Source organism: Kitasatospora sp. NPDC048407 (genome assembly GCF_043200475.1).
Lineage (GTDB): Bacteria > Actinomycetota > Actinomycetes > Streptomycetales > Streptomycetaceae > Kitasatospora.
The window spans coordinates 21054-43260 of the sequence record NZ_JBICXW010000017.1 but is presented as its reverse complement, the minus strand read 5'-3'; the positions used below and the strand labels follow the sequence as shown (position 1 = coordinate 43260).

Sequence of the window (22207 nt, the reverse complement as noted above, 5' to 3'; positions counted from 1 at the left end):
CGGGCAGCCGGGCGGGGCAGGTGATGGGTCAGGCGTTCCACTCGCGGGCGAGGATGGCGTAGACGTATTCGGTGCCCCAGCGGTCGCCGTCGAGGTCGTTGTCGATCAGGTGGGCCTCGCGGCGCATGCCGAGGCGTTCGCAGACTCGGACGGAGGGGGTGTTGAGGGCGTCGAGCCGGGCGAAGAGGCGGTGAACTCCCAGGGATTCGAAGGCTGTTGTGGTGAGGGCGCGGGCTGCTTCGGTGGCGTAGCCCTGGCCGGCGTACTGCGGGTTGAAGACCCAGCCGATCTCGGCCTGGCGGGCGCGGGCGTTGGTGAGGGTGACGACGACCTCGCCGACGACGCCCGGTTGGTCGGCCCGGCAGACGGCCCACAGGAGGCCGTCGTTGTCGGCGCTCCAGCCGGCGTGGACGCCGCGGGTGGCGATGGAGGCCTCGTTGCCCTCGCGGGTGAGTGCCGGGCGGTAGAGGTAGCGGACGACCTCGGGCAGACACTGGTACGCGTAGCGGTCGTCGGCGTCGGCGGCGGTGAACGGGCGCAGGATCAGCCGCTCGGTGGTGATGGTGGCCGGGATGGTGGCCTGGAGATGCTGTGCGGCCTCGGTCATGGGTCCCCCTGGTGGTGTCGTGCGGTTCGGCGCACGGTGGCAGGTGGTGCCACCGTGGCGTCCGCACACCATAGTTGACGGTTGGGCGGCAGATTTCGAAGTCCGGGGCGGCCTCGCAGGCGGGGCCGGGGTGGTCAGGCGCGGAGGCGGAGCGGGGTCAGGTGTTCGGGGCGGATCAGGCGGGTCTGGGGGGAGAGTTCGCGGGTCTGGTTGATGAGGCCGTCCAGGTCCATCCCGGTGTCGTGGACGGCCGGCTCGGTGAGCGGGGTCTCGAAGGAGTCCCAGTGCACGGGGATCACCGTGCGGGGGTGGTCGAGGGCCTTGAGGAGCCGCGGTACGTAGCGGTGGACGCTGTGGGCGTTGGTCTCCGCCGACAGCATGGCGATGTCCGGCTTCAGCCCGGCGTAGTGCTGTTCGGAGAAGTCGGCGGCGCCGGTCAGCAGGGCGGACGGGCCGTCACCCAGGCGGACCTGGAAGGCGAGGGTGTCGCCCTCCGGGAGGTCGCCGATGGTCCGCGGGGCGGTGGCGGGCGGGCCGGTGAGGGTGCCTGGCACCCAGAACTGGTGCTTGGCGTTGCGGCTGTGCAGGCTGGCGACCACCTGGACGGTGAACCCGCCGAAGTCGAGGTACTCGCCGCCCTTCACCACGATCAGCTGCTCCGGTTTCACCCCCATCGCGCGGAGCAGGTGGCAGGCGGTGGCCGTCCCGACCACCTGCACGCCGTGGTGCTTGGCGATGTACGGGACGTCGTTGAAGTGGTCCCAGTGGCAGTGGCTGACCAGGACCAGGTCCGGCTTGCCGATGTGCTGGTCGATCAGGTCGGGGGCGACGGCCAGTTTCGTCTTCGGGTCGAAGTCGTTCGTCGGGTACCGCGTGATGTACGGGTCGAACAGGACGGTCTTCCCGTTGCCCTCGATCCGCCATCCGCTGTTGCCGAGCCACCGGTAGACGGTCTCGCCGCCGGTCGGTGCCGGTTCGTCCGTCTCGGCCGCGGCCGCGACTCCGGCGCTCGCGCCGACCGCGGCGCCTGCTCCGACTCCGGCCACCGGCAGGAGGGCCGCTCCCGCGACCGCCGTGCGCAGCAGACCCCGTCGTCCTACTACCGTGTTGTCATTCATGCGTAGGCAGACGATCACATCAGACCGCCTGGTTCCAGCTTTTGACGGATCGTCACTCACGTACTTCCGCGCACCGCCGGAGAGCGGGATCCTCGTTCGGAAGGTTCGGGTGCGGCGGTGGCGGCGGATCGCGGTCCGGCCGGCACTGCTGCGCGCTAGGGTGTCCCCGCTGCGTTCGGGGGCGAACGGGGCGAGACGGGGAGGACTTGTATGGGTGAGGACCGGGCCAGCGAGCTGATCGTGCCGGACGGGCCGGGCGAGTCGGTCGTCGAGGGGTTTGTGCCGCCGCGGCCGCCGGGGTACCGGCCGTATCCGCGGATGTCCCGGGATCAGTGCGCGGAGGCGGTGCGGCGCGGGGGCTGGCTGTTCAAGGCCGACGAGGGCCACGACCCGGACGGGCGGGTGCCGGTGGGGGTCGTGGAGGGGGCCTGGCAGGTGGACGGCGACGGTTTCCCGTTGCGGTTCTGGCCGAACCCGCGGTACGGCGCGCCGGAGCCGGAGCAGCCCGCCGCGGACGGCGCGGCGCCGCTGCCGCCGTTGCACGCCGGGCGGCGCCCGGCCGGGCGGGCGCTGCTGGGCTGGCTGGAGGACCCGCAGGCGCCGCGGCTGTGCCGGGTCGCCGGGTCGGGCGGCAGTGGCCGCAGTCACCTGCTGCACTGGCTGGTCGCCGCGTGCCCGCCGGACCATGCGCACTCCGGTCGGCGGGTCGAAGTGGCGCTGTCCGCCGCCGAGTTGACCGTGGACCTGTTCGTGTGGCGGCTCGCCGGGCTGCTGGGTGTGTCGGCGGCCGGGCCGGAGGAGCTGGTCGCGGCGTTGATCGACGGGGTGCCGCGCGTCCTGGTGGTGACCGACCTCGACCGGGCGGGCTCCGGTCTGCTGCCGGATGCCGCCCGGCGCATCGCGGCCGAGGTGTTGCGTCCCTTGCTGCGGGTGCCGTGGCTGCGGATCGTGGTGGAGTGCGCCTCCGACACGCCGGCGGCGGCCGCGCTGGACGTACCGGCCGCCGTGCTCGACCTGGACCAGCCGCAGTGGACCGACCTGGAGGCGTTCACCCGGTGGGCGACGTCCCTGGCCGGACGCCGACTCCCGGCGGAGGTCTACCCGTCGCCCGCGCTGGCGCTGCTGGCCGCCCGCACCGGTGACGGGATACTGCTCGACGCGGGCGCCCCGCTCGCGCGGCGGGCCGAGACGCTGGCCGAGACGTGGTGGGAGTCGCTGCCCGAACTCGTCCGGGCTCCGGTGGTGGCGCTGGCCTCGGTCCGGGGCGCTCTCGACGAGGAGCTTTGGGGCGAACTGCCCGGCAGCCTCGGCCCGTTCGCGGTGGAGCAGGCCGTCGAGCTGCTGTTGCCCGCCGACCACGAGGGGCGCTACCGGGTCTGGCCGGTCTCCTTCGCCGAGCGCCTCGCCCGGACCGGACTCGACCACCTGTCGATCCGCCAGAACCTCCTGCCGGAGGAGCAGCCCGGCCCGAAGGACGCCGACCGGCTCGATCTGGTGCTGCGGCACGCCGTCCGGACGTCGGCCCCGGTCGACGACCTGCTGGCGGACCCGGCGTTCCTGGTGCACGCCGATCCGCTGGCGGTCGGCCTCGCGGTGGAGCACGGGGTGGCGCTGCGGGCCGCGAACGGTGCGGAGTCGGGGGACGGCGGCGCCGTGCACCGGGCGTGGTGGCCGGCCGGGCCGCGGGTCATCGCCGCCGCGGACCCGGGCGAGCGCGCGTCCGCGCTGCACTGCTGGACGGCCGGTGAGGGCGGCGACCTGTCGGAGCGGTTCGCGCAGCTCGCCGGGCAGGGCTGGCGGGCCGGCTGGGCGTTCGCGCGCCGGACCGACCCGGTGTACCTGATCGCGCGGCACAACGCCCCGTCACACGAGGGGCAGCTCGCGGTCGCCGTCGGCTGGGACATCGGGGCGATCGACCCTGCCACCGGTCGGCCCTCGGGCGGCTCGCCGCTCCGGCTGACGGACCGTTCCACCGTCGCCCTGGCCACCGGCCACGACGGCAGCACGTACGCACTGCGGCACAGTGGCGCCGTCGAGGAGATCCGCCCCTCCGAGCTGTCCGGCCCGTCCGGCGACGGGATGCGGCGGCTGCTGGCCTCGATGGACGCCGGGGCGACCGCGATCGCCGCGCGGGGCGGCGAGCAGCGCGCCGTGGCGGCCGGGGACGCGGCGGGAGGCGTGCACCTGCTGGAGGACCGGGACGGGGCGGAGGCGGTGCGCAGTGACGCTCCGCTCCACGACGGGCCGGTGACCGCGCTCGATCTCGCCCACCACGGCGGGCACCACCTGCTGATCACCGGCGGCGCCGACGGCCGGGTGCAGGCGTGGATGCCGGGCCGCGGCCCGCTCTCCCCGCCGCTCCCGGCCCGGGACGTCCCCGTCACCGCGGTCGCCATCGCCGCCACGCCGGGCGGCCTGATGTGCGCGGCCGGGTGGGCGGACGGCCTGGTCCGCGTGGTGCTGGCGGGCGCCGAGCGGGTCACGCATGATCTGGCGATCGGCGCGGCTGCGGTCGGGCTGGTGATCACCGACGGGGGCCGCGTGTGCGTGGCCACTGCGGCGGGTGTCCTCGGGATCGACCTGGCGGGAGCGGCGCGGGCCTGAGGGTTCGGCGGGTGAGGACGCGGGCGGCACCGAGCGGAGGTGGCGCCCGCGATCCCGCCGCGCGCCGGGGCCTGTCGGGTGCGGGTGCGGACGACGGGCAGGCTTGGTGGGCTGCGCCGAACCGGCCGCCCGCGGCCACGCGTTCGGCGGGGGTGGGGTGTCGGGTACGGGGGCGGAGGGTCAGGTCGCTGACGGTGGCGTCGTGGGGGTGGTCGGCGCTACCCGTCGGTGCTACCCGGGCGGGGTGTCCTGGAAGACCGACAACCGGCCAACTGGGGCCATTCCTGGGCGTGTTGTCCGAGGTGGGGCGCGCGGTGACGCTCCCACGCCGGGCGTGCGCGGCGGTGCGGGCACGCCTTCGAGGGTTGCGGCGCGCCGGTCGGGTACCGGACAGCGGGTGCCGGGTCGGGGCCCGTTCGGCGGGCGTGTGCGCTCCGACGTTGTGCCGAGGTGCGACCGGGGCGCGGTCGCACCGGCGCGTGCGACGGGGGGACGGGCCCCGGCCCGGTATCGCCGCTGGCGGGACGGTGCCGCGGGCGGGAGCGGGCTCGCGGTTGCGGCGGCGTCCGGCATGGGAAAGCGCAGGTAAAGGGAGGGTTCGGGGGCAGGTGGCATGCGCCTGCGGGATCCGGCCAACCCTCGCCGGGGCTCTTTCGGCGCTCGCGCCCGTCCTTGCAGACTCTCGGTGACGGTCGGCCGGACGTCCCCCGCGTCGTCGGAAGCCGCGTCACACTCCCCCGCGAGGCGCCATGGAGCGATCCGATGGACATGCGCTACGAGGCGTACACCTACGCCGATCCGGTCTTCTACGACTCCCCGGTCCAGTGGGCGGCCCGCGACGAGTTCCCGGCGGCTGCCGGGGCCGCGCCGGACGGCTGGGTGCGCGGCCTGCGCGAGGCGTGGGTGGGCTACCGGCCGGGCGCAGTGCCGTTGCCGGAGCAGGGGTGGAGGATCCACGTGTCGGCCTGTCCGGAGAACGCGCCGCGGATCCTGGACGTGGTGCGGGCGTACTGCTTCGGGCACGGGGTGGCGTTCGAATTCCTGCGCAGCCCGGCGTTGGTGCGGCTGCAGAACGCCGAGTACGCCCCGCGCGACTCCAGTGGGACGTTCATGACGCTGTACCCGGCGGACGACGCACAGTTGGAGCGATGTCTCGGCGGGCTGGACGAGGCCCTGGCGGGGGCGCCCGGCCCGGGCATCCCGGGCGGTCTGCGGTGGCGGCGCGGTCCGTTGTACCTGCGCTACGGGGCGTTCGCCGAGCAGTGGTGCCGCACCGGGGAGGGCGAGGTGATGGCGGCGCTGCGCGAGCCGTCGGGCGTGCTGCGTCCGGAGGTGCGGCGGGCGGCGTTCGACCTGCCGGAGTGGGCGCCGGTGCCGGCGGTGCTGGCCGGGGCGGTGGCGGGCGCGGGGCTCGGGAGTGTCGACGGTTTCCCGTTCACGGTGGAGCGGGTGCTGCACGTCTCGAACGGTGGCGGGAGCTACCTGGCGCGGCCGGTCGGCGGTGGCGAGCGGGTCGTCCTGAAGGAGGGCCGCCCGTTTGCGGGCCTCGATCGGCGTGGTGAGGACGCGGTGCGGCGGCTGGCGCGCGAGCAGCGGGCGTTGGAGGCGCTGGCGGGCCTGAACGCGGTGCCGGCCGTGCTGGGTGAACTGACGGCGCGGGGGCACCGTTTCCTGGTCCGGGAGTACGTGGCGGGCGAGGGGTTGCACCGCTGGCTCGGCCGGCGCTTTCCGCTGGTGCGCGCGGAGGCGGACGAGGTGGCGGTGGCCGCGTACCGGGAGGAGGCGCTGGCGGTGCTGGATGCGGTGGAGCTTGCGCTGCGTGCCGTCCACGGTCGGGGCATCGCCCTCGGGGGTCTGCATCCGCGCGATGTGGTCGTCCGCGAGGACGGGTCGGCGGTCTTCGTCGACCTCGAACTCGCCTCCCCGGCGGGAGAGTTCGTGCACCCCGGGGTGGGTGAGGCCGGGTTCACGGCGCCGGCCGGGGTGGCCGGGTTCGAGGTGGACGAGTGTGCGCTGCGGGCGCTGCGGATGTGGGCGTTCCTGCCGCTGGTGCCACTGACTGGGCTGCATCCGGCGAAGGGGGCGGCGCTGGCCCGTTCCGCCCGGAAGCGTTTCGAGCTGCCGATCGGCTACCTGCCCGAGGGCGGGTCGCGCGGGGAAGCTCAACTGGCCGCTGTGGAAAGCCTGTTCGGGGACGGGCGGGAGGGTTGGCCGCGGCTGCGGAACGGGCTGGTGGCGGCGATCGCCGGGAGTGCGACGCCCGAGCGTTCCGACCGGCTGTTCCCGGGCGACCCCGCGCAGTTCACCCACGACGCCCTGGGTCTGTCGTACGGCGCGGCGGGCGTCCTGTGGGCGCTGCACTCGGTGGGCGCGGGCGTCGATCCGCGGCAGGTGCGGTGGCTGGTCGACGCGGTGGAGCGGCGGCCCTGCCGGCCCGGGCTGTTCGTCGGCGCGCACGGCGTCGCGTGGGTGCTGGACCGGCTGGGCCGGCGCGGGAGCGCGCTGGGGCTGTTGCGGCGCCTCGAGCGGGACGACGAGCCGGGTGCCGGGCCCGGGCTGTCGGCGGGCCTGGCGGGTATCGGGCTGGCGCGGTTGCACTTCGCCCGCGTCACCGGTGACCGCGCGCTGCTCGCCGCGGCCGTCGACAGTGCCGACCGGGCCGTTGCCGCCCTCCGGCTGGGCGAACCCGCGCCGGCGCCCACGGCCCGGCCCGGGCTGCTGCACGGCGCGAGCGGGACCGCGTTGCTGCTGGTCCGGCTGTTCGAGGAGTGCGCGGACCCGGCCCTGCTGGGCCTCGCCCGGGCCGCTCTCGACCAGGACCTCGCGCGCTGCGTCGTCGCCGGGGACGGCACGCTGTGGGTGGACGGCCGGACACCGGCGTGCTTGGAGTCCGGCAGCGCGGGCATCGCCGCCGTCGCGCACGCCCTGCTGCGGCACCGCCCCGATTCCGTGCTGGCCGAGCGGGTGGGGCGGCTCCGGGCCGCCGCAGAACCGGAGTTCGTCGCGCAGCCGGGCCTGTTCAACGGGCGGGCCGGGCTGCTCGCGCTGCTCGCCCTGGACCCCTCCGGGCCTGCGCCGGACGATGATGTGATCGACCGTCATGTTCGCCGCCTGGCCTGGCACGTACTGCCTCGGCAGGGCCAACCTGCGTTTCCCGGCGAGCAGTTGATGCGCCTGTCGATGGACCTGGCGACCGGCACCGCCGGGGTGCTGACGGCCCTGGCATCGGTGTACGACGGCAGCGCGCCGATGCCGTTCTGGCCGGCCGGCAACTGAACCGTCCACGCGGGCGGTTCGGCGGATCGGGGGGTGACGGCCTGTCGGTCGGCGCGCCGGGGCGGTGCGTCACAATGAGCGGATGACGGACGATCGGCTGCGGGTGGTGCTGGCGGAGGACTCGGCGGTGCTGCGGGACGGCCTGGCGGAGTTGCTGACCGTGCGGGGGCTGGAGGTGGCGGCGGCGGTCGGTAGCGGCGAGGAGTTGCTGGCGGCCGTGGCGGAGCACCGGCCGCGGGTGGCGGTGGTGGATGTGCGGATGCCGCCGACGCACACCGACGAGGGGGTGCGGGCGGCGTTGCGGATCCGGCGGCGCTGGCCGGAGGTCGGGGTGCTGGTGTTCTCGCAGCACCTGGAGACCGGCTGGGTGACCCGGTTGCTGGCGGACGGTGCGGCCGGCATCGGCTACCTGTTGAAGGAACGGGTGGCCCGGACCTCGGAGTTCGTCGACGCGCTGCACCGGGTGGCGGCGGGCGGCACCGCCCTCGACCCGGAGGTCGTCACGCACCTGATGCGCGCCCGCCGGCGCAGTGGGGTGGACGAGTTGACGGCCCGTGAGCGCGAGGTGCTGGCGCTGATGGCCGAGGGCCGTTCCAACCGGGCGGTCGCGCAGCAGCTCTCGGTGTCGGAACGGGCGGTGGAGAAGCACGTCGCCTCGGTGTTCACCAAGTTCGACCTGCATGCCTCGCCCGCGGACAACCGTCGGGTGCTGGCGGTGCTGGCCTACCTCGCCGAGACGGGCGCCTGAAGGTCAGCGCGGGAGGCGGAGCCTGGCGACGTTGCGGATGCGTCGGGTCCGCCCGCCCTCGGCCAGTGCCGCCACGACCGTCCCGACCGTCGCGGTCTGGGCGGCGTGGAGCCGGCACCAGTGGGACGCCGCGAACAGCTCCTCGGCGTCCCACGGTTCGTCCAGCGTCACCGCCCGCAGCAGCGTCCACTCGCGCAGGCGCCCGGAGACGAAGTCGCCCGCTGCCACGGGCCCGGTCATCTCGTCGCGCCAGGCCGGGTAGCCGGGGTCGGTGAGCAGTGCGGCGGCCCGACCGTCGAGGTACTCGCGGACCGCGCTGTTGGCCATCGCCATGTCGGGGTCGGTGAGCACCCGGGCGATCAGTGCGGCCGCGTCCTGCGGGGACGCCTCGGCGAACTCCGCGAGGTAGCGGGCCCACCGGATGTGTTCGTCCGGTTCCCGGTCCCAGTACTCCCCCGTCATCACCGCTCCTGTCGTTCCCCGCGCGTTGTTCAGTGGGCCTGGTCGATGACGTCCTGGAGGTACTGCACGGCGAGCTTCTCCGCGTGGTGGCGCCGTTCGACCGTCGCGTCGTCGTCCTGTTCGGACCAGCTGCGGTAGAGGTCGACAGTGACGAGGAGCGCCTGCCCGGCCTCGTGGCGATCGTAGCCGCACAGCGTGGCGCGGAGGGCGCGAGCCTCCTCGGGGGCGACGGTCTCCAGGCGGCGCACGCCGCGCGGGTCCGCGCCGGCCCGGCGGGCGGCGAGCGGCCCGAGGACGATGCCGCGCAGCTGGGCGAGGACGCCGATGGTCTCGAACAGTTCGCCGCGGCCGAGCTTCGTCGCGCCGTAGTGCACCCAGACCCAGAACCGGTCCTCGACCCACTGGGGATCGAACTCCTCGGCGGCGGGCGGCTGTTGGGCGAGGGCTCCGGCCAGCAGGCCGTCGCGGTCCCAGAGGATTTCCGGGTCCTCGATCCGCGAGGCGAAGTCGGAGACCCGGACGAACTTGAAGTCCACGTGCAGCAGCGGCGGCCCGACCAGGGAGACGATCAGGCGGGGCTCGCCGACGTGCTCCCCGGTGAACCCCGCCACCAGCGGTGCCCAGGAGCCGATCAGCGGCAGCCGTTCCCCCATCACCGCGTCGTACGCCGCGTCGTCGATCACCACGATCAGGTCCACGTCCGAGTAGACGTCGGAGTCGCCCGTCATGATCGACCCGCCGATCGCCGCACCGGCGACGCGTGCGTCCTGCCGGATGCGCGGGAGCGTGTCGTCGAGGAACTTGCTGTGCAGGGCGGGGATGTCCATCTGCTTTCCTTCCGGCCGGAGCAAAGCAGACCAACGTAGCACCCGACGGAGTGTCACCGGTCCGATTTGCGCGCGCAGTTCGACGGAGGCGACGGCGGGGCCGCCGCCCGGTGGGCTGCCGATCCGAGGGGAGATCAGTGTGGCGCGGTTTCGATGGCGAAGCCGTGGAGGAGCGTTCCGGTGCTGTCGGGGTCCTCGATCATGGGGCTGTGGCCGACGCCGTCGAGGATCTCGATGCGGGCGCCGGGGACTTGGCGGTAGTCCTGGGCGGCGGAGGGACGCCAACGGTGGTCCTGCGAGCCGAAGACCACCAGGGTCGGCAGGCCGAGGCCGGAAAGCCGGTCGGGGATGGGCCGTTCCTTCACGTACGCGCTGGACGCCTCGTCGGTCGCGGTGAGGCTTCGGTAGGTCATGCCCCGGACGTCGGCGACGATCCGGTCGGGGATCTTCACCTCGCGGGTGAACGCGGAACTCAGCGCGGCGCGGATGGTGCCGTCGGTACGAAACCGCCAGAAGAGTTCCGCCACCACCGGCGTGGACAGCAGGTGAGCGGCGAAGCTGTCGCCGATGTACGCGTCGAGGCGCGGGCCGGTGTCGAGCAGTGCGATCGCCCCCACCAGGTCGCGGCGCTGCTCGGCCAGCGCGGTGGCGACGGCACCGCCGGTGGAGTGCCCGACGACGGTCGCGCGGTGCACCCCGAGTTGGTCGAGCGCGGCACCGACCCGGCGCGCCTGCTCCTCCATGCCGTAACCACCGGCCGGTTTGGCCGATCTGCCGTGCCCGAGCAGGTCCACCCGCACCACGTGCAGGTCCCGCAGCGCCGGCAGGACCGGGTCCCACCACGCCGTCGAGCCGCCGAGGCCGTGCAGGAGCACCACCGTGGGCGCGCCGGGCGGCCCGTCCTGAACGACATGGAGGTCCCCACCGGGGATGTGCACGATCTGGTCGCCGGAGGCCCCCGCCGTCTGGCCGCGCACGGACACCGTGTTCCCCGTGAGGAGGAGGGCCAGCACGCCGGCGGCGAGCAGGGCGATCCGCCACCGGCGGGTCCGCGCCCGCCGTCGGCGCGGGACGTTCGGGGCCGCGTCCGGCCGGCTGTGGGGGTGTTTGTTCTGCGGGGTGTTCGGCTCGTTCATGACTCCTCCGTCGGTTGGCTTCGGTGCGAGGTGCGCGGCGCGCGGTGTCGGTGCGACGTGCACGGTGTCGGTGCGCGGTGCCACCACTCTTGCGGTGGCGGGCGCGGGGAGTCTTGGAGAAATGTCGCGTCTCGCACGGTGGTTGATTCCGCTGCCGAGCCGCTCGTACCGTCGAGGCGTGCACCCTGTTGTCCGGACGGCAGACCCCACCGCTGCCTGGGAGATCGCGCGACCGTCACGAGTGACCGTGCTGCCCGGTGTCGAAATGGCCGGGTTCCGCATTCGCGGTGACCGCCCGATCGACCTACGAGTCATTCCTCACCCGGCCGTCACCGTGGCTCTCGATTTCGGTGACCGCCCGTTCGACATCCGCGGCGCGTCCGGCCGGATGCGGTCGGAGAGCCTGGCCGCCGGGCTCGGCTTCCGTGCCTTCCAGGTGTGCGTCGAGGGCGCCGACTGCGTGCAGATACGCCTGTCTCCGCTTGTCGCGCACCCCGTACTCGGGCTCCCGCTCGCCGAGTTGCGCGGGAGCGTCGTCGCGCTCGACGACCTGTGGGGCCGTGCCGTGCCGCGCCTGCGGGAACGGCTTCACCAGGCGCGAACCTGGCCGGAGCGGTTCGCGCTGATCGACACCGAGCTGATGACCCGGTTCCGTGCGGGCCCGGGGGTCGATCCCGAAGTGGCCTGGGCCTGGCGCCGGATCGTCGCCGGCCACGGACAGACCCGGGTGAGCGAGCTCGCGGGCCTCCTCGGTTGGAGCCGCCAGCGCACGTGGTCGCGCTTCGGCTCGCAGACCGGCCTGACGCCCAAACGCGCTGCGATGCTGGTCCGCTTCGATCGCGCCGTCCACCGCCTGGTCCGCGGGGACGCTCCCGCGCAGGTGGCCGTCGACGGCGGCTATGCCGACCAGTCCCATCTCCACCATGACGTCCGCGCGTTCAGCGGGACAACTCCCGCCGGTGCCGCGCACGAACCGTGGCTGGCCGCCGATGACCGGGCCTGGCCGGCACGCGGCGGCGCCGGGTGGCCGTCAACGGTCAGAGGGTGAGCGGCAGTTCGGCCGTGATGACGGTCGGGCCGCCCGGTGGGCTGGTGATGCGGAGGGTGCCGTCGAGGGCGGCGAGGCGGGTGGTGAGGCCGTGGAGGCCGTGGCCGGGGGTGGGGGTGGCGCCGCCGGGGCCGTTGTCGTGGAGGGTGAGGCGGGCCCGGGTGGGGGTGGTGGTGAGGGTGAGGGTGGCGGCGGTGGCGGTGCTGTGTTTGGTGATGTTCGTGAGGAGTTCGGCGGCGCAGTACCAGAGGGTCTGTTCGACGGCTTCGTCCGGGCGGCGGGGCAGGTCGAGGTGGAGGGTGACGGGGACGGCGCAGCCGGCGGCGAGGGCGGGGAGGGCTTCGGGGAGGCCGCCGTCGAGGCCGGTGGGGCGGAGGCCTTGGGTGAGGGCGCGGAGTTCGGCGATGGTGTCGTCGGTCTGGGTGCGGGCACGGTCGAGCAGGGTGCGCAGGCGGGGGTCGGCGGGGGCGTGCTGGGTGAGGGTGTCGTCGGCGAGCGAGAGGGTGATGGCGAGGGCGACCAGCCGGGCCTGGGTGCCGTCGTGAAGGTCGCGTTCGAGGCGGCGCAGCCTCTCGGTGCCGGTGGTGAGCAGGGTGTGGCGGGCCGCTTCGAGGTGTTGGACGCGTTGTTGGGTGCGGGCCGGTCCGAGCAGGTGGCGGGCCAGCCGGCGGTTGGCGTCGGCGGTCAGGCGGACGAGTGGCGGGGTGAGGGCGAGCAGGGCGAGGCCGAGCAGTGGGGCGGCGAGGTCGAGCGGGGTCGCGGGGTGCGGGCCGCCCTCGAGCAGGCGCAGCCAGAGCGGGAAGCCGAGCAGCCAGCCGCTGCCCAGTGGCAGCAGGACGGCGGCGAGGCCGAGTACGCCGAGGGGCAGGCGCAGCAGCAGGTAGCCGAGGGTGCGCCAGGCGACGGTGTCGGTGAGTGCGGCCCTGATCCGGGCGGTGGCCCCGTGCGGACGGGCGGCCGGGCCGGGCGCGGGGACCGTCTCGTCGAGCAGCCGGCCCGTCAACCAGCGGTTCGGCAGGCCGAGTTGGCGGGCGCCGGTGAGTGCGAGCGCGGTGACCGGCAGTCCGACGACCGTCAGCGAGAGCAGCACCCCCGCGTACAGCGCGGCCAGCGCGTAGGCCGCGCCGAGCAGCGCCACCGGCAGTCCGAGCACCAGGAACGCCACGTCTCCGGGTCGCACCGCCCACCAGCGTCGCATCCTCATCGGCCCAACCTCCGTCTCCCGTACCGGTGATCATGATCTCCCGGCGACGGGCTCATTCGTGCGCGCTGCCCGCCGGGGCCCGCCGCATCGCGGCAACTGCGGCCGCCAGCACGGTGGGTACGGTGAGCAGGGCGGCCGCGGCGGCGATCCAGGCGCAGGTGGTGACGGGGACGGTCGGCACGACGTGTCCGGTGGCGGCAATGCTGAACGCGGCCGTGGTGGTGGCGGTGACGGCGCCGCCGAGGAGCAGGCCGAGGGCGGCGGTGACGGCGGCTTCCAGGGTGAGGACGCGCAGGACGTCCGCGCGGGTCGCGCCGAGCAGCCGCAGCAGAGCGAACTCACGGCGGCGTTCGCCGGTGAGTGCGGCCAGGGTGGTGACGGTGGCGATCGCGCCGAAGGAGCTGAGCAGGCCGAGTTCGGCCTGGCGCAGCCAGGTGTCGGTGGCGGAGGTGGCGCCGGTGGGCGGGCCGGCGGCCGCGTGCAGAGCGGTGGCGGTCATGGTCGCCATGGTGGCGGAGAGGCCGGTGAGCAGGGCGATCGGGACGACCGCGGAGGCGAGGCGGCGGGCGTAGCCGCGCAGGTTGGCGTCGGCCTGCCAGCCGGTGGCGGGCAGCAGGGTGCGCAGCGCGAGGCCGAGCGGGGCGGTGGCCAGCGGGGCGAGCAGCGGGCCGGCGAGGGCGACGCCGGCGAGCAGGACGAGGGTGGCGAGCAGCGTCGCCTGCGCGGCTTTGTCGACGTCGGCGGGCGGCCGGGTCGCGGCGAGGCGCACCAGCAGTGCTCCGCCGGTGAGGGCGGCGGCCGCGGCGAGCAGGCGAACGGGGCCTGGCCGCCGGTCCGGGCCGGAGCTGTCGGCGAGGGCCGCGGCGGGCGCGGGCGCGGTGACCTGGCGGGCGGTCAGGGTGGCGGCGAGGGTGACGACCAGCAGGGTGAGCACGGTGGCGGCGGCTGCGGCGGGGAGGACGGCGCCGAGCCGGGCGTGTGGGGCAGCCATCATGCGGTGCTGGAGCGCGGCGAGGAAGGCGCGGGCGGCGGCGGTACCGAGCAGGGCGCCGGGGGCGGCTGTCAGGACGAGCGTCAACGCGGCCTGTCTGCACAGCAGTTGGCGGATCTGTCGGGGGGTGGCGGCGACGGTGCGCAGCAGGGCGAGGTCGCGGTACTGGTGGCGCAGAGCGAAGCCGAGCGTGTTCAGGGCGACGAAGAACGCCACCAGTACGGTGATTTCGCCGAACGCCCCGGCGATCAGCCCGAGTCCGGGCCCGCGCACCTCGCGCCGGTCGGCGGCCGGTACGCCGTGCTCGGCGAACAGCAGCGCGCCGAGTGCGGTGAGGGTGGCGACGGCGAGCAGCAACGCGGCGGCGAGACCGGCGAACCCGGCAGGGCGGCGGCGCAGTTGGCTCCAGGCGAGCACGGTGGTCATCGCGCCTCGCCTCCCGTCGTGGCGAGCGCGGTGGCGACGGCTGCGGCGGGGAGGGTGGCACCGATCCGGGCGCGCGGGGACGCCATCGTGGGGTGCTGGAGTGCGGCGAGGAAGGCGCGGGCGGCGGTGGTGCCGAGCAGCGCGAGCTTCAACGCGGCCTGCCGGTAGGGCCGTTGACGGATCCGTTGGGGTGTGGCGGCAGCGGTGCGCAGCAGGGCGAGGTCGCGGTACTGGTGGCGCAGAGCGAAGCCGAGCGTGTTCAGGGCGACGAAGAACGCCACCAGTACGGTGATTTCGCCGAACGCCCCGGCGATCAGCCCGAGTCCGGGCCCGCGCACCTCGCGCCGGTCGGCGGCCGGTACGCCGTGCTCGGCGAACAACAGCGCGCCGAGTGCGGTGAGGGTGGCGACGGCGAGCAGCAACGCGGCGGCGAGACCGGCGAACCCGGCGGGGCGGCGGCGCAGTTGGCTCCAGGCGAGCACGGTGGTCATCGCGCCTCGCCTCCCGTCGTGGCGAGCGCGGTGGCGACGGGGAGGACGGCGCCGAGCCGGGCGTGCGGGGACGCCATCGTGGGATGCTGGAGCGCGGCGAGGAAGGCGCGGGCGGCGGTGGTGCCGAACAGCGCGAGCTTCAACGCGGCCTGCCGGTACAGCCGTTGGCGGACCCGTTGGGGTGTGGCGGCAGCGGTGCGCAGCAGGGCGAGGTCGCGGCACTGGTGGCACACGGCGAAGCGCCGGGCGGGGGCAGCCAGTGCAGTGGCGGCGGCGAGCAGCAATGGGATGGCCAACCCTGCCGAGCGACACCGTAGTTGGCGCCGGACGAGCACCGCGCCCATCACGCCCCGCCCCATCGCAGCGCGCCCGCCGGCAGCAGCCTGCCCGGCGACCACGCCGAACGCGGCGGCGACAGCAAGCAGCGACGCGACGACCAACCCGGCCCGGCGGCCCCGCAGTTGGCGCCGGGCGAGCACCGCGCCCATCACGCCTCGCCTCGCAGCGCGCCCGCCGGCAGCAGCCTGCCTGGCAAGCACGCCGAACGCGGCGGCGACAGCGAGCAGCAACGCGACGACCAACCCGGCCCGGCGGCCCCGCAGTTGGCGCCGGACGAGCACCGCGCCCATCACGCCTCGCCCCATCGCAGCGCGCCCGCCGGCAGCAGCCTGCCCGGCTAGCACGCCGAACGCGGTGGCGACAGCGAGCAGCGACGCGACGACCAACCCGGCCCGGCGGCCCCGCAGTGGGCGCCGGGCAAGTACCGTACTCATCACACCTCGCCCCCCGCCGCAGCCAGCGCGTCGGCGACCTGGCGGGCCGTCGGGTGGTGGAGTTCGTCGACGAGTTGGCCGTCGGTGAGGAGCAGGACCCGGTCGGCGTGTGCGGCGGCGGTGGGGTCGTGGGTGACCATGACGCAGGTGGTGCCGTCGTGGTCGACGGCGGTGCGGAGCAGGTGCAGGATTTGGGTGCCGGTGGTGCGGTCGAGGGCGCCGGTGGGTTCGTCGGCGAACAGGACGCGTGGGCGGGAGACCAGGGCGCGGGCGATTGCGACGCGTTGTTGTTGGCCGCCGGAGAGTTGGGCGGGGCGTTGGCGTTCGCGGCCGGCCAGGCCGACCCGGGCGAGGGCGTCGTGGACGGTGGGGCGGGCGGGGCGGTGTCCGGCCATGCGGCCGGGGAGTTCGACGTTCTGGGCGGCGGTCATGCCCGGCATCAGGTTGAACGCCTGGAAGACGAAGCCGACTTGCTCGCGGCGCAGTCGAGCGAGGCGGCGTTCGGGCAGGGTGTGGATCGCGGTGGGGCCCCACCAGATCTGCCCGCGGTCGGGGCGGTCGAGGCCGGCCAGGCAGTGCAGCAGGGTGGTCTTGCCGGATCCGGACGGGCCCATCACGGCGGTGAACGTCCCCGGCCGGAATTCGACCGTCACGCCGCGCAGGACGGGGACGTCGCTGCCGCCGCGCCGATAGCCGCGGTGCACGCTTTCGGCGCGGACGGCGAGCTCCACTTCGGTACTCGTTGCGCTGTTCATGTGTTCATCGTGCGTCGCGGGGAACTGCTGTTTCGCCCGTGCCAGCACCCGTTCTCGGGGTTCGGAAAACCGCACCCCCGCGCCGCGAGAGACCGGGGTCAGGTCGGGCCATCCACCCGGGCGAAGATGTATCCGCAGGCAAGCAGGCCCTCGATCACGCCGGGCAGGGCGTCGGCGGTCTGTGAGCGGTCGCCGCTGCCGCCGCCGTCGGGCATCGGGCATCGGGCATCGGGCATCGGGATCAGTGAGCCGGGCCGGGCCTGGTCGAGGACGGCCCGGGTGATCGCGTCGGCGCCGGGCCGGGCCCGGTCGGACGGCTCGACGTCCCACAGCACCACGGTGGCCTCGCTCTCGGCGAGCCGGCGCAGCACGTCGGGGGTGCGGGAGCCGTACGGCGGGCGGAGCATTCGCGGGTCCGCCTCGCCGACGGATTCGGCGTTCGCCTCGTCGGTGCGCCTGGGCGTGCGGGCCGCCGCAGAAGAACGTCGCGGAAACGGCGCACCGGTCGAGGACGTCCAGGATCCGGCCGGTGCACGGCGGGTTGGGGCCGTCGTCGAAGGTGGGCTCGACGACGGGGCGTCGGCGGTCGCCGGAGAACGGGCAGCGGCCGGCGCGGCGTGTGCCTTCCGGTGCGGGGATGCCGGCGTCGATGCCGGCGAAAATCTGCGCGGCGTGGCGGCCGGGGCGGAGCCGAAGCCGGGGCACGCGGGCAGCACACACGGGTCGGCGCAGCGTCAGGCCGGCGCTCATCAGGCCGCCGTCGAGCATGCGGTTGGTGGAGTCGATCACCGCCAACAGGCTTTTCGCCGGTGGCGGCGAACTCCCTTAGCCGGCCGAGCAGATGGTCGGCGAGGGCACCGATCCGGGCGGCCGGGACACGGGGCGGCCCACCGCGTGTGGTGGGCCGCCCAGGGCCGGGTCAGTGGCTGGAGATGCTGACCTTGCGGAAGTCCACCCGCAGGTTCGGGAAGCCGTCGCCCGGGGCGTTCTGGTCGTCCTCGCCGCCGGCCGCGATCTTCTGCAGCACGTCGAGCCCGCCGGTGATCCGGCCGAACGGGGTGTAGTTGGGCCGCAGCTTGGTGTCCTTCCAGACGATGAAGAACTGGCTGCCGTTGGTGTCCGGGCCCGCGTTGGCCATTGCGACGGTGCCGGCCGGGTAGGTCGCCCCTTCGAGGTTCTCGTCGGGGAAGGAGTAGCCCGGGCCGCCGCTGCCGGTGCCGGTCGGGTCGCCGCACTGCAGCACGTACAGGCGCTGGGTGGTGAGGCGGTGGCAGTGGGTGCGGTCGTAGTAGCTGCGTTCGGCGAGGAACCGGAACGAGAAGGTGGTGCAGGGGGCCTTGTCGGTCAGCGCCTTGAAGGTGATCGCGCCCTGGGTGGTGCGCAGGGTGGCGCTGTACGGCTTGGCCGCCTTCTTCGCGTCGAAGACCGGGATGCCCTTGAAGTTGTCCGCCGGCACCGCGGGCGAGTACACGCACCCGGCGCCGGCGGTGGTCGCGGCGGCCGCGGGTTCGGCGGCCACCGCGGTGGTGGAGAGGGCGAGCGGCAGGGACAGGGCGGTGAGCAGCGCCCAGGACTTGCGCTTCATTGTGCGGTTCCCCCAAGGGAGTTGACGGTTGTCGCCCGTCGGACGTGATCAGGGACCTGCCATACCTGCCCACTCAGGCCCCACCCACACCCCGCACCGCAACAGTCGCACCCTTGCCGCTCGCCGGTGTTCCCTTGCGTCCCCTCCGGGGAGGGTCAGTGCCCCCAGGCGGAGAACTCGGCGACGGCGTTGTTGCCGCCGCCACCGGCCGGCTGCGGGACGTAGAACATCAGGTCGGTGCCGTTCGAGTCGTAGCTGTTCGAGCCCACGTACGGGTTGTCCCAGTGGACCTGGATGATCCGGCCGTTCAGCACCGGGTTGGCGCAGCTCTCGGCGTAGAACCGGGCGTAGCCCTCGGTGCCGGTGGCGAAGCCGTTCGACTCGGACGCCCAGCTGCCCTGCTGCCCGTTGTAGATGTGCACCGGCGGCTGGCTGGTCCAGATGCCGTGCGAGAGCCACCAGTTCTCGCGGGTGAGGGTGCAGCCGGTCCAGTTGTTCAGCTTGACCGCCGTGCTGCGGGCGGCAGTTGTGAGGGCCGGCGCGGCGGCGGGCGACTTGGCGGTGGCCGCCTCGGTGGTGGCGGCGGCGGACGCGGTGCCGGTCAGCGCGACGGTGAGCGCGGCGGCGGCCGCGAAGGCGCCGGCGATGCGGGCGTAGGTTCCCATGGGTTCTCCCCCCGGAGTGGTCCGCCGGTCTCTCCGGCGGCCATGTCACTACTGTGGGCCGCCGCAATAAACCTCCAATTGACGGACACACAACGGCCACATTCATCGGCCCGCCCGCCGCACCGGGCCCACACCGAAAGGGTGACCGCGCGCAGGGCCTCTCGTGCGCCCCCGGAGCGGGGCAGGCCAGGGGCCGCGCCACGGTGCGCCGGTGCGGGATCCGGCCGAACGGAAAAGGATCAAGGCAAGTGCACCCCCGAGAGAGGCTGTTTACCTTGGCCAGCGAGTTCCAGCGCAGCAAGCTCACCACCATGTTCCAGGCCTTCGACACCGACCGGAACGGCTACCTGGATCAGGACGACTTCCAGGACCTCGCCGACCGCTGGCACCGGCTGCCCCGGGTCGCCGACGATCCCGAACTCGCCGCGCGGGTAACGGAAGTGACGCTCGGCTGGTGGGACCATCTGTCTGCGGCGGCCGACCGCGACGGCGACGGCAGAGTCGGCCTGGACGAGATCCTCGCCATGGTCGACCGCCTGCCCGCGATGCTCGAATACGTCAACGCCACCTCCGACGCGGTCTTCGACGCCGTCGACGAGAACGGCGACGGTCGGATCTCCCGCGCCGAGCACCGCCACCTGGTCGACACCTGGCACGGCCGCGCCATCGACACCGGCGACGTCTTCGACCAGCTCGACCGGGACGGCGACGGCCACCTCGGCCGTTCCGAATTCGCCCTGCTCTGGGCACAGTTCTGGATCAGCGACAACCCCACCGACCCGGGCAACCTGCTCTGCGGGCCGCTCCCCGCGCCCCCGCATTGACCGTTCCGAGCGCTGTTGAATTTTGCATGTTCATGGATACCCTCTCCGCGGGCGGCGCGAACGGTCCGCACCGCGGAGGAGGGGTCGGGGTGGACAGGATCGCCACTGAGAACCGCGAGTTGACGCTAGGTCAGGTCATCGCGCCAGGGCTCGATCCGGTGTTGGCGGACCTGGTGACGGAGGCCCTGCTGCTGGCCGGCCTACCGGTCGCGCACGGCGGCCACGGGCCGGGCGTGCACCTGGTGCCAAACGGCGGGGCAATCGCGCTGCGCTGGCTGGCCTCGCCCCGGCTGGAGGACGCGGCGACGGCGGGCGGCGGGCAGAACCCGGCGGCCACCGCCCGTCAACTGGTCGCCGACGCCCTCGAGAACGCACTCGCCGAACTGCTCCCCGCCTTCGACCTCGACGCGGAACGCACCGACGCCCCGGCCCGAACCACGGTGCGCGGCTCTGCCGCCCGGCCGGACACCGGCCCCACTCCCCCGCCGTCCGACCCGGCCGCACCGCCGCCGGTTCACCCCGGCGTCCGGGCCGAGATCGTCACGGCCGTCCGCCGCAGCGCGGCCCTGGCAGGCCTCCCGGTGGCCACCCGCCCGGGCGGCGCGGGCATCACCCTGAACGACTGCGATGCGGCCGGCCTGGCCGACCTCGGCTGGAACCCGTCGCCGCGCCTCGCCGCACCGGACTTGACCACCGCTGTCCAGGACGCCATGCGCCACGCCCTCGGCATCGCCCTGCGAGCCACCGGCCTCGACCTCAGCTGGCACCGCCCGTCCGGCCGCCCGGCCCAACTCCGCGCCCACGGACCGGCCTGAACCACGCACCGGTGCCGGGCCGCAGGAGTCGGCAACTCCATTGGCACGACGGCGATATGCGCACGCCACCACCCAACTCGGGTGGCGCGACACGGACTTCACGGAACACGTCCAAGCGGCGACGCCACCGACGGGCCGAGGCCCACCGGCAGCGCCACCGCGGACGTCGAACCGCTGTCAGGAGATGCTGAAGTCACCGGTGAAGTCGGCGTCCTTCACGCCACCGGCCGGGGCGCCGATGGTGCATTCGATCCCACCGGCGACCAAGCTGGTCTTGAAGGTGCCGGTGAATCCGTGCCCCTCGAACTGGCCGCTGCGCACGTGGCCCGACACATGCCCGACGTTGAGGGCGGAGTTGTCGATCTGGACGTCGAGGATGCTCTCCGCCGTTTCGCCGTCCTCTTCGGTCCATTCGATCTTGGCGCTGCCCTTGCCGCTGCCCGAGCTGCCGCTGGCCAGACAGGAGAGGGAGACGTCATCGAAGCTCATGGTGAGCTTCGCGGTCATGATGTCGAACTCGCTGAAGTCGTCGCACGCGCCTTCCTGGCCCTGGTAGGAGACGTGCTGCGCACGCGGGAACAGCTCCACGCCGGGGTTGAAGTGGACCTGGCCGGCGGCCTGGCACGAGACCTTCACGGCCGTCGGCGCGGCGCTGGCCGCCGCCGGGGCGACGAAGGCCACGCCGAGGGGCAGCACGGCGCATGCGGCGGCAACGGCAGCTTTACGGGCACGGGAACGGGAAGTGCGGAGCATGGGCGTTCCTTTCGGGGAACGGAAGGGGAATTTGGCCGAACCGGCGGCCGAGACCCATGATGCGCACACAAACGAGCTTCGCGGCTGGCCGTGCTGGGCCAACCGTCTGAATCAACTCGCACGGTTCTTCGCCTGATTCAGGCGTTTCCACGGGCTTCGGCGGGCCCGCCGACCGCTGCCGCGATCTGCCCGCCCCGGCTTGCACCGGTCGGGTGACGCGGAGGTCGACTCCTCGGACCAGAGGACCAGCCGGACGTTCCGGTCACCGTGAACTCGCGCGAGGGCGCGCATGACGGTCCACACCGGCTGCCACGGGCCGTCGGGCGGGGCCGGCGTCGCGGCGGCGGGCGCGTTCGGCGCGGAAGACGGTGCTGCCGGTGCGCCATTCGGTGCCCTCGGCCCACAACTCACCGATGCGGGCGGGGTCGACGCGCCGGGTCTCGGTGCCGCTTGCCCGTGCGAAGCCCGGCTCCCGTCCTCGTGGTGCAGCAACTGCAAGGCGCCGTCCGGGGGTTGCCGGTACCGGGCGATGTCGGTGGCGCGGGGGACGGCCGGTTCACCCCAGTCGGTGGCGAGGATCTCGTTCCAGCCCAGCCAGCCGGCGCCCCGGGTGCGGCACTCCACGGATCCGTGAACGGTCGTTCCCACAAGCCCGATTGCCCCCGGCCCCCTCGTCGCGTCAACTCGCCTTCTCCCGAACGCCGTTGAGGTCCGGTGACCGAAGAGCGTTCAGTCGCGGCTCACCCGCACGCCGCCCACCAGCCCCCAGGCCGCGACGTGCACCGTCGGGCCGCCGGCGACGGTCGGGCCGTCGTCGCTGACGCCGCCGAGGCGGATGCCGGTGACCTTGACGCGGACTTCGGGGCGGACCCGGAGGTGGACGCCGCCGACCAGGCTGAGCTTGGTGATGCGGAGTTCGGCGCCGTCGGGGATGTCGACCTCGGTGAGGTCGATGTCGGCGCCGCCGACCAGGGAGGCGGTCAGGGTGCGGGCGTGGATCTCGGCGCCTTCGAGGCGGGTGCCGCCGACCAGGCTGATGTGCACGTCGGTGGTGTCGTTCCCCGTGTTGGTCATGGCCGTCACCTTAGGGACTGCGGGG

The 22207-nt window shown here is 74.1% G+C and carries 22 protein-coding genes and 1 pseudogene; 7 read left to right on the top strand and 16 right to left on the bottom strand.

The features are described 5' to 3' along the window. Nucleotides 1-28: 28 nt before the first annotated feature. Complete coding sequence (locus tag ACGFWJ_RS26830; protein WP_392954165.1) at nt 29-607, bottom strand: GNAT family N-acetyltransferase; 579 nt, start codon at nt 605-607, stop codon at nt 29-31. A 134-nt stretch (nt 608-741) separates the two neighbouring features. Next, nucleotides 742-1725, bottom strand: a complete 984-nt coding sequence (locus ACGFWJ_RS26825) for an MBL fold metallo-hydrolase (protein WP_392954162.1) — start codon at nt 1723-1725, stop codon at nt 742-744. Nucleotides 1726-1935: 210 nt separating this feature from the next. Here ACGFWJ_RS26825 and ACGFWJ_RS26820 point away from each other — a divergent pair, with 210 nt between their 5' ends. From ACGFWJ_RS26820 to ACGFWJ_RS26810, 3 genes are all read left to right on the top strand, one after another. After that, on the top strand, nt 1936-4329 hold the full coding sequence (locus tag ACGFWJ_RS26820; RefSeq protein WP_392954159.1) for a hypothetical protein: 2394 nt from the start codon (nt 1936-1938) through the stop codon (nt 4327-4329). Nucleotides 4330-5091: 762 nt separating this feature from the next. After that, a complete protein-coding gene (gene lanKC / locus ACGFWJ_RS26815) occupies nt 5092-7605 on the top strand; it encodes a class III lanthionine synthetase LanKC (protein ID WP_392954156.1) in 2514 nt (837 codons plus the stop codon). An 82-nt stretch (nt 7606-7687) separates the two neighbouring features. Beyond that, the gene (locus ACGFWJ_RS26810) at nt 7688-8353 is read left to right on the top strand and encodes a LuxR C-terminal-related transcriptional regulator (RefSeq protein WP_392954153.1); all 666 of its coding nucleotides are present in this window, start codon (nt 7688-7690) and stop codon (nt 8351-8353) included. Nucleotides 8354-8356: 3 nt separating this feature from the next. Here the strand turns inward: ACGFWJ_RS26810 and ACGFWJ_RS26805 are convergent, their stop codons facing one another. The 3 genes from ACGFWJ_RS26805 to ACGFWJ_RS26795 form a co-directional block, all read right to left on the bottom strand. After that, nucleotides 8357-8815 carry a hypothetical protein gene (locus ACGFWJ_RS26805; protein WP_392954150.1) on the bottom strand — a complete coding sequence of 153 codons (459 nt, stop codon included), beginning with the start codon at nt 8813-8815 and terminating at the stop codon, nt 8357-8359. Nucleotides 8816-8844: 29 nt separating this feature from the next. Then, nucleotides 8845-9642: a nucleotidyltransferase domain-containing protein gene (locus ACGFWJ_RS26800; RefSeq protein ID WP_392954148.1), complete on the bottom strand. Its 798-nt coding sequence runs from the start codon at nt 9640-9642 to the stop codon at nt 8845-8847. Nucleotides 9643-9776: 134 nt separating this feature from the next. Next, on the bottom strand, nt 9777-10778 hold the full coding sequence (locus tag ACGFWJ_RS26795) for an alpha/beta fold hydrolase (protein ID WP_392954145.1): 1002 nt from the start codon (nt 10776-10778) through the stop codon (nt 9777-9779). A gap of 241 nt (nt 10779-11019) precedes the next feature. Here ACGFWJ_RS26795 and ACGFWJ_RS26790 point away from each other — a divergent pair, with 241 nt between their 5' ends. Continuing rightward, entirely contained in the window at nt 11020-11826 is an 807-nt protein-coding gene (locus ACGFWJ_RS26790) for a helix-turn-helix domain-containing protein (protein ID WP_392954139.1), read from the top strand. Here ACGFWJ_RS26790 and ACGFWJ_RS26785 read toward each other — a convergent pair. From ACGFWJ_RS26785 to ACGFWJ_RS26770, 4 genes are read right to left on the bottom strand one after another with little or no spacing between them, the layout of a single operon-like run. After that, entirely contained in the window at nt 11816-13030 is a 1215-nt protein-coding gene (locus ACGFWJ_RS26785) for a sensor domain-containing protein (RefSeq protein WP_392954136.1), read from the bottom strand. The two genes, ACGFWJ_RS26790 and ACGFWJ_RS26785, sit on opposite strands and share 11 nt — an antisense overlap. A 52-nt stretch (nt 13031-13082) precedes the next feature. Next, nucleotides 13083-14447, bottom strand: coding sequence for an FtsX-like permease family protein (locus tag ACGFWJ_RS26780; RefSeq protein ID WP_392954133.1), 1365 nt, complete (start codon nt 14445-14447; stop codon nt 13083-13085). After that, complete coding sequence (locus ACGFWJ_RS26775; protein WP_392954130.1) at nt 14444-14938, bottom strand: hypothetical protein; 495 nt, start codon at nt 14936-14938, stop codon at nt 14444-14446. Before ACGFWJ_RS26775 ends, ACGFWJ_RS26780 begins: the two co-directional genes overlap by 4 nt. Next, nucleotides 14935-15234: a hypothetical protein gene (locus ACGFWJ_RS26770; RefSeq protein ID WP_392954127.1), complete on the bottom strand. Its 300-nt coding sequence runs from the start codon at nt 15232-15234 to the stop codon at nt 14935-14937. Before ACGFWJ_RS26770 ends, ACGFWJ_RS26775 begins: the two co-directional genes overlap by 4 nt. Before the next feature lie 21 nt (nt 15235-15255). Here ACGFWJ_RS26770 and ACGFWJ_RS26765 point away from each other — a divergent pair, with 21 nt between their 5' ends. Next, nucleotides 15256-15618, top strand: a complete 363-nt coding sequence (locus ACGFWJ_RS26765; protein ID WP_392954125.1) for a hypothetical protein — start codon at nt 15256-15258, stop codon at nt 15616-15618. Nucleotides 15619-15710: 92 nt separating this feature from the next. Here the strand turns inward: ACGFWJ_RS26765 and ACGFWJ_RS26760 are convergent, their stop codons facing one another. From ACGFWJ_RS26760 to ACGFWJ_RS26740, 5 genes and pseudogenes are all read right to left on the bottom strand, one after another. Then, nucleotides 15711-16466, bottom strand: coding sequence for an ABC transporter ATP-binding protein (locus ACGFWJ_RS26760; RefSeq protein ID WP_392954351.1), 756 nt, complete (start codon nt 16464-16466; stop codon nt 15711-15713). Nucleotides 16467-16564: 98 nt separating this feature from the next. Further along, nucleotides 16565-16873, bottom strand: a complete 309-nt coding sequence (locus tag ACGFWJ_RS26755; RefSeq protein WP_392954359.1) for a polysaccharide deacetylase family protein — start codon at nt 16871-16873, stop codon at nt 16565-16567. A 22-nt stretch (nt 16874-16895) separates the two neighbouring features. Continuing rightward, nucleotides 16896-17216: pseudogene (locus tag ACGFWJ_RS26750) on the bottom strand (polysaccharide deacetylase family protein); the annotation flags it as partial. A gap of 169 nt (nt 17217-17385) precedes the next feature. Continuing rightward, a complete protein-coding gene (locus ACGFWJ_RS26745; RefSeq protein WP_392954122.1) occupies nt 17386-18051 on the bottom strand; it encodes a peptidylprolyl isomerase in 666 nt (221 codons plus the stop codon). 155 nt (nt 18052-18206) lie between these two features. Then, a complete protein-coding gene (locus tag ACGFWJ_RS26740) occupies nt 18207-18716 on the bottom strand; it encodes a hypothetical protein (protein WP_392954119.1) in 510 nt (169 codons plus the stop codon). 275 nt (nt 18717-18991) lie between these two features. On the opposite strand from ACGFWJ_RS26740, the gene ACGFWJ_RS26735 reads away from it, so the two are divergent. Both ACGFWJ_RS26735 and ACGFWJ_RS26730 read left to right on the top strand, forming a co-directional pair. Beyond that, on the top strand, nt 18992-19540 hold the full coding sequence (locus tag ACGFWJ_RS26735) for an EF-hand domain-containing protein (RefSeq protein WP_387868035.1): 549 nt from the start codon (nt 18992-18994) through the stop codon (nt 19538-19540). Nucleotides 19541-19629: 89 nt separating this feature from the next. Then, the gene (locus tag ACGFWJ_RS26730) at nt 19630-20355 is read left to right on the top strand and encodes a hypothetical protein (RefSeq protein ID WP_392954116.1); all 726 of its coding nucleotides are present in this window, start codon (nt 19630-19632) and stop codon (nt 20353-20355) included. 177 nt (nt 20356-20532) lie between these two features. Here the strand turns inward: ACGFWJ_RS26730 and ACGFWJ_RS26725 are convergent, their stop codons facing one another. Both ACGFWJ_RS26725 and ACGFWJ_RS26720 read right to left on the bottom strand, forming a co-directional pair. Then, a complete protein-coding gene (locus tag ACGFWJ_RS26725) occupies nt 20533-21108 on the bottom strand; it encodes a hypothetical protein (RefSeq protein ID WP_392954113.1) in 576 nt (191 codons plus the stop codon). 729 nt (nt 21109-21837) lie between these two features. Next, on the bottom strand, nt 21838-22182 hold the full coding sequence (locus ACGFWJ_RS26720; protein ID WP_387641857.1) for a hypothetical protein: 345 nt from the start codon (nt 22180-22182) through the stop codon (nt 21838-21840). Nucleotides 22183-22207: the final 25 nt, after the last annotated feature.

Bases quoted from the DNA above. Each gene is read 5' to 3' on its own strand.
- ACGFWJ_RS26810 (WP_392954153.1), top strand. From the start codon at position 7,688: ATGACGGACGATCGGCTGCGGGTGGTGCTGGCGGAGGACTCGGCGGTG.
- lanKC (WP_392954156.1), top strand. From the start codon at position 5,092: ATGGACATGCGCTACGAGGCGTACACCTACGCCGATCCGGTCTTCTAC.
- ACGFWJ_RS26755 (WP_392954359.1), bottom strand. From the start codon at position 16,873: ATGCTCCGCCCGCCGTACGGCTCCCGCACCCCCGACGTGCTGCGCCGG.
- ACGFWJ_RS26720 (WP_387641857.1), bottom strand. From the start codon at position 22,182: ATGACCAACACGGGGAACGACACCACCGACGTGCACATCAGCCTGGTC.
- ACGFWJ_RS26775 (WP_392954130.1), bottom strand. From the start codon at position 14,938: ATGACCACCGTGCTCGCCTGGAGCCAACTGCGCCGCCGCCCCGCCGGG.
- ACGFWJ_RS26785 (WP_392954136.1), bottom strand. From the start codon at position 13,030: ATGAGGATGCGACGCTGGTGGGCGGTGCGACCCGGAGACGTGGCGTTC.
- ACGFWJ_RS26820 (WP_392954159.1), top strand. From the start codon at position 1,936: ATGGGTGAGGACCGGGCCAGCGAGCTGATCGTGCCGGACGGGCCGGGC.
- ACGFWJ_RS26825 (WP_392954162.1), bottom strand. From the start codon at position 1,725: ATGAATGACAACACGGTAGTAGGACGACGGGGTCTGCTGCGCACGGCG.
- ACGFWJ_RS26740 (WP_392954119.1), bottom strand. From the start codon at position 18,716: ATGGGAACCTACGCCCGCATCGCCGGCGCCTTCGCGGCCGCCGCCGCG.
- ACGFWJ_RS26800 (WP_392954148.1), bottom strand. From the start codon at position 9,642: ATGGACATCCCCGCCCTGCACAGCAAGTTCCTCGACGACACGCTCCCG.
- ACGFWJ_RS26725 (WP_392954113.1), bottom strand. From the start codon at position 21,108: ATGCTCCGCACTTCCCGTTCCCGTGCCCGTAAAGCTGCCGTTGCCGCC.
- ACGFWJ_RS26830 (WP_392954165.1), bottom strand. From the start codon at position 607: ATGACCGAGGCCGCACAGCATCTCCAGGCCACCATCCCGGCCACCATC.
- ACGFWJ_RS26745 (WP_392954122.1), bottom strand. From the start codon at position 18,051: ATGAAGCGCAAGTCCTGGGCGCTGCTCACCGCCCTGTCCCTGCCGCTC.
- ACGFWJ_RS26805 (WP_392954150.1), bottom strand. From the start codon at position 8,815: ATGACGGGGGAGTACTGGGACCGGGAACCGGACGAACACATCCGGTGG.
- ACGFWJ_RS26760 (WP_392954351.1), bottom strand. From the start codon at position 16,466: ATGAACAGCGCAACGAGTACCGAAGTGGAGCTCGCCGTCCGCGCCGAA.
- ACGFWJ_RS26780 (WP_392954133.1), bottom strand. From the start codon at position 14,447: ATGACCACCGTGCTCGCCTGGAGCCAACTGCGCCGCCGCCCTGCCGGG.
- ACGFWJ_RS26795 (WP_392954145.1), bottom strand. From the start codon at position 10,778: ATGAACGAGCCGAACACCCCGCAGAACAAACACCCCCACAGCCGGCCG.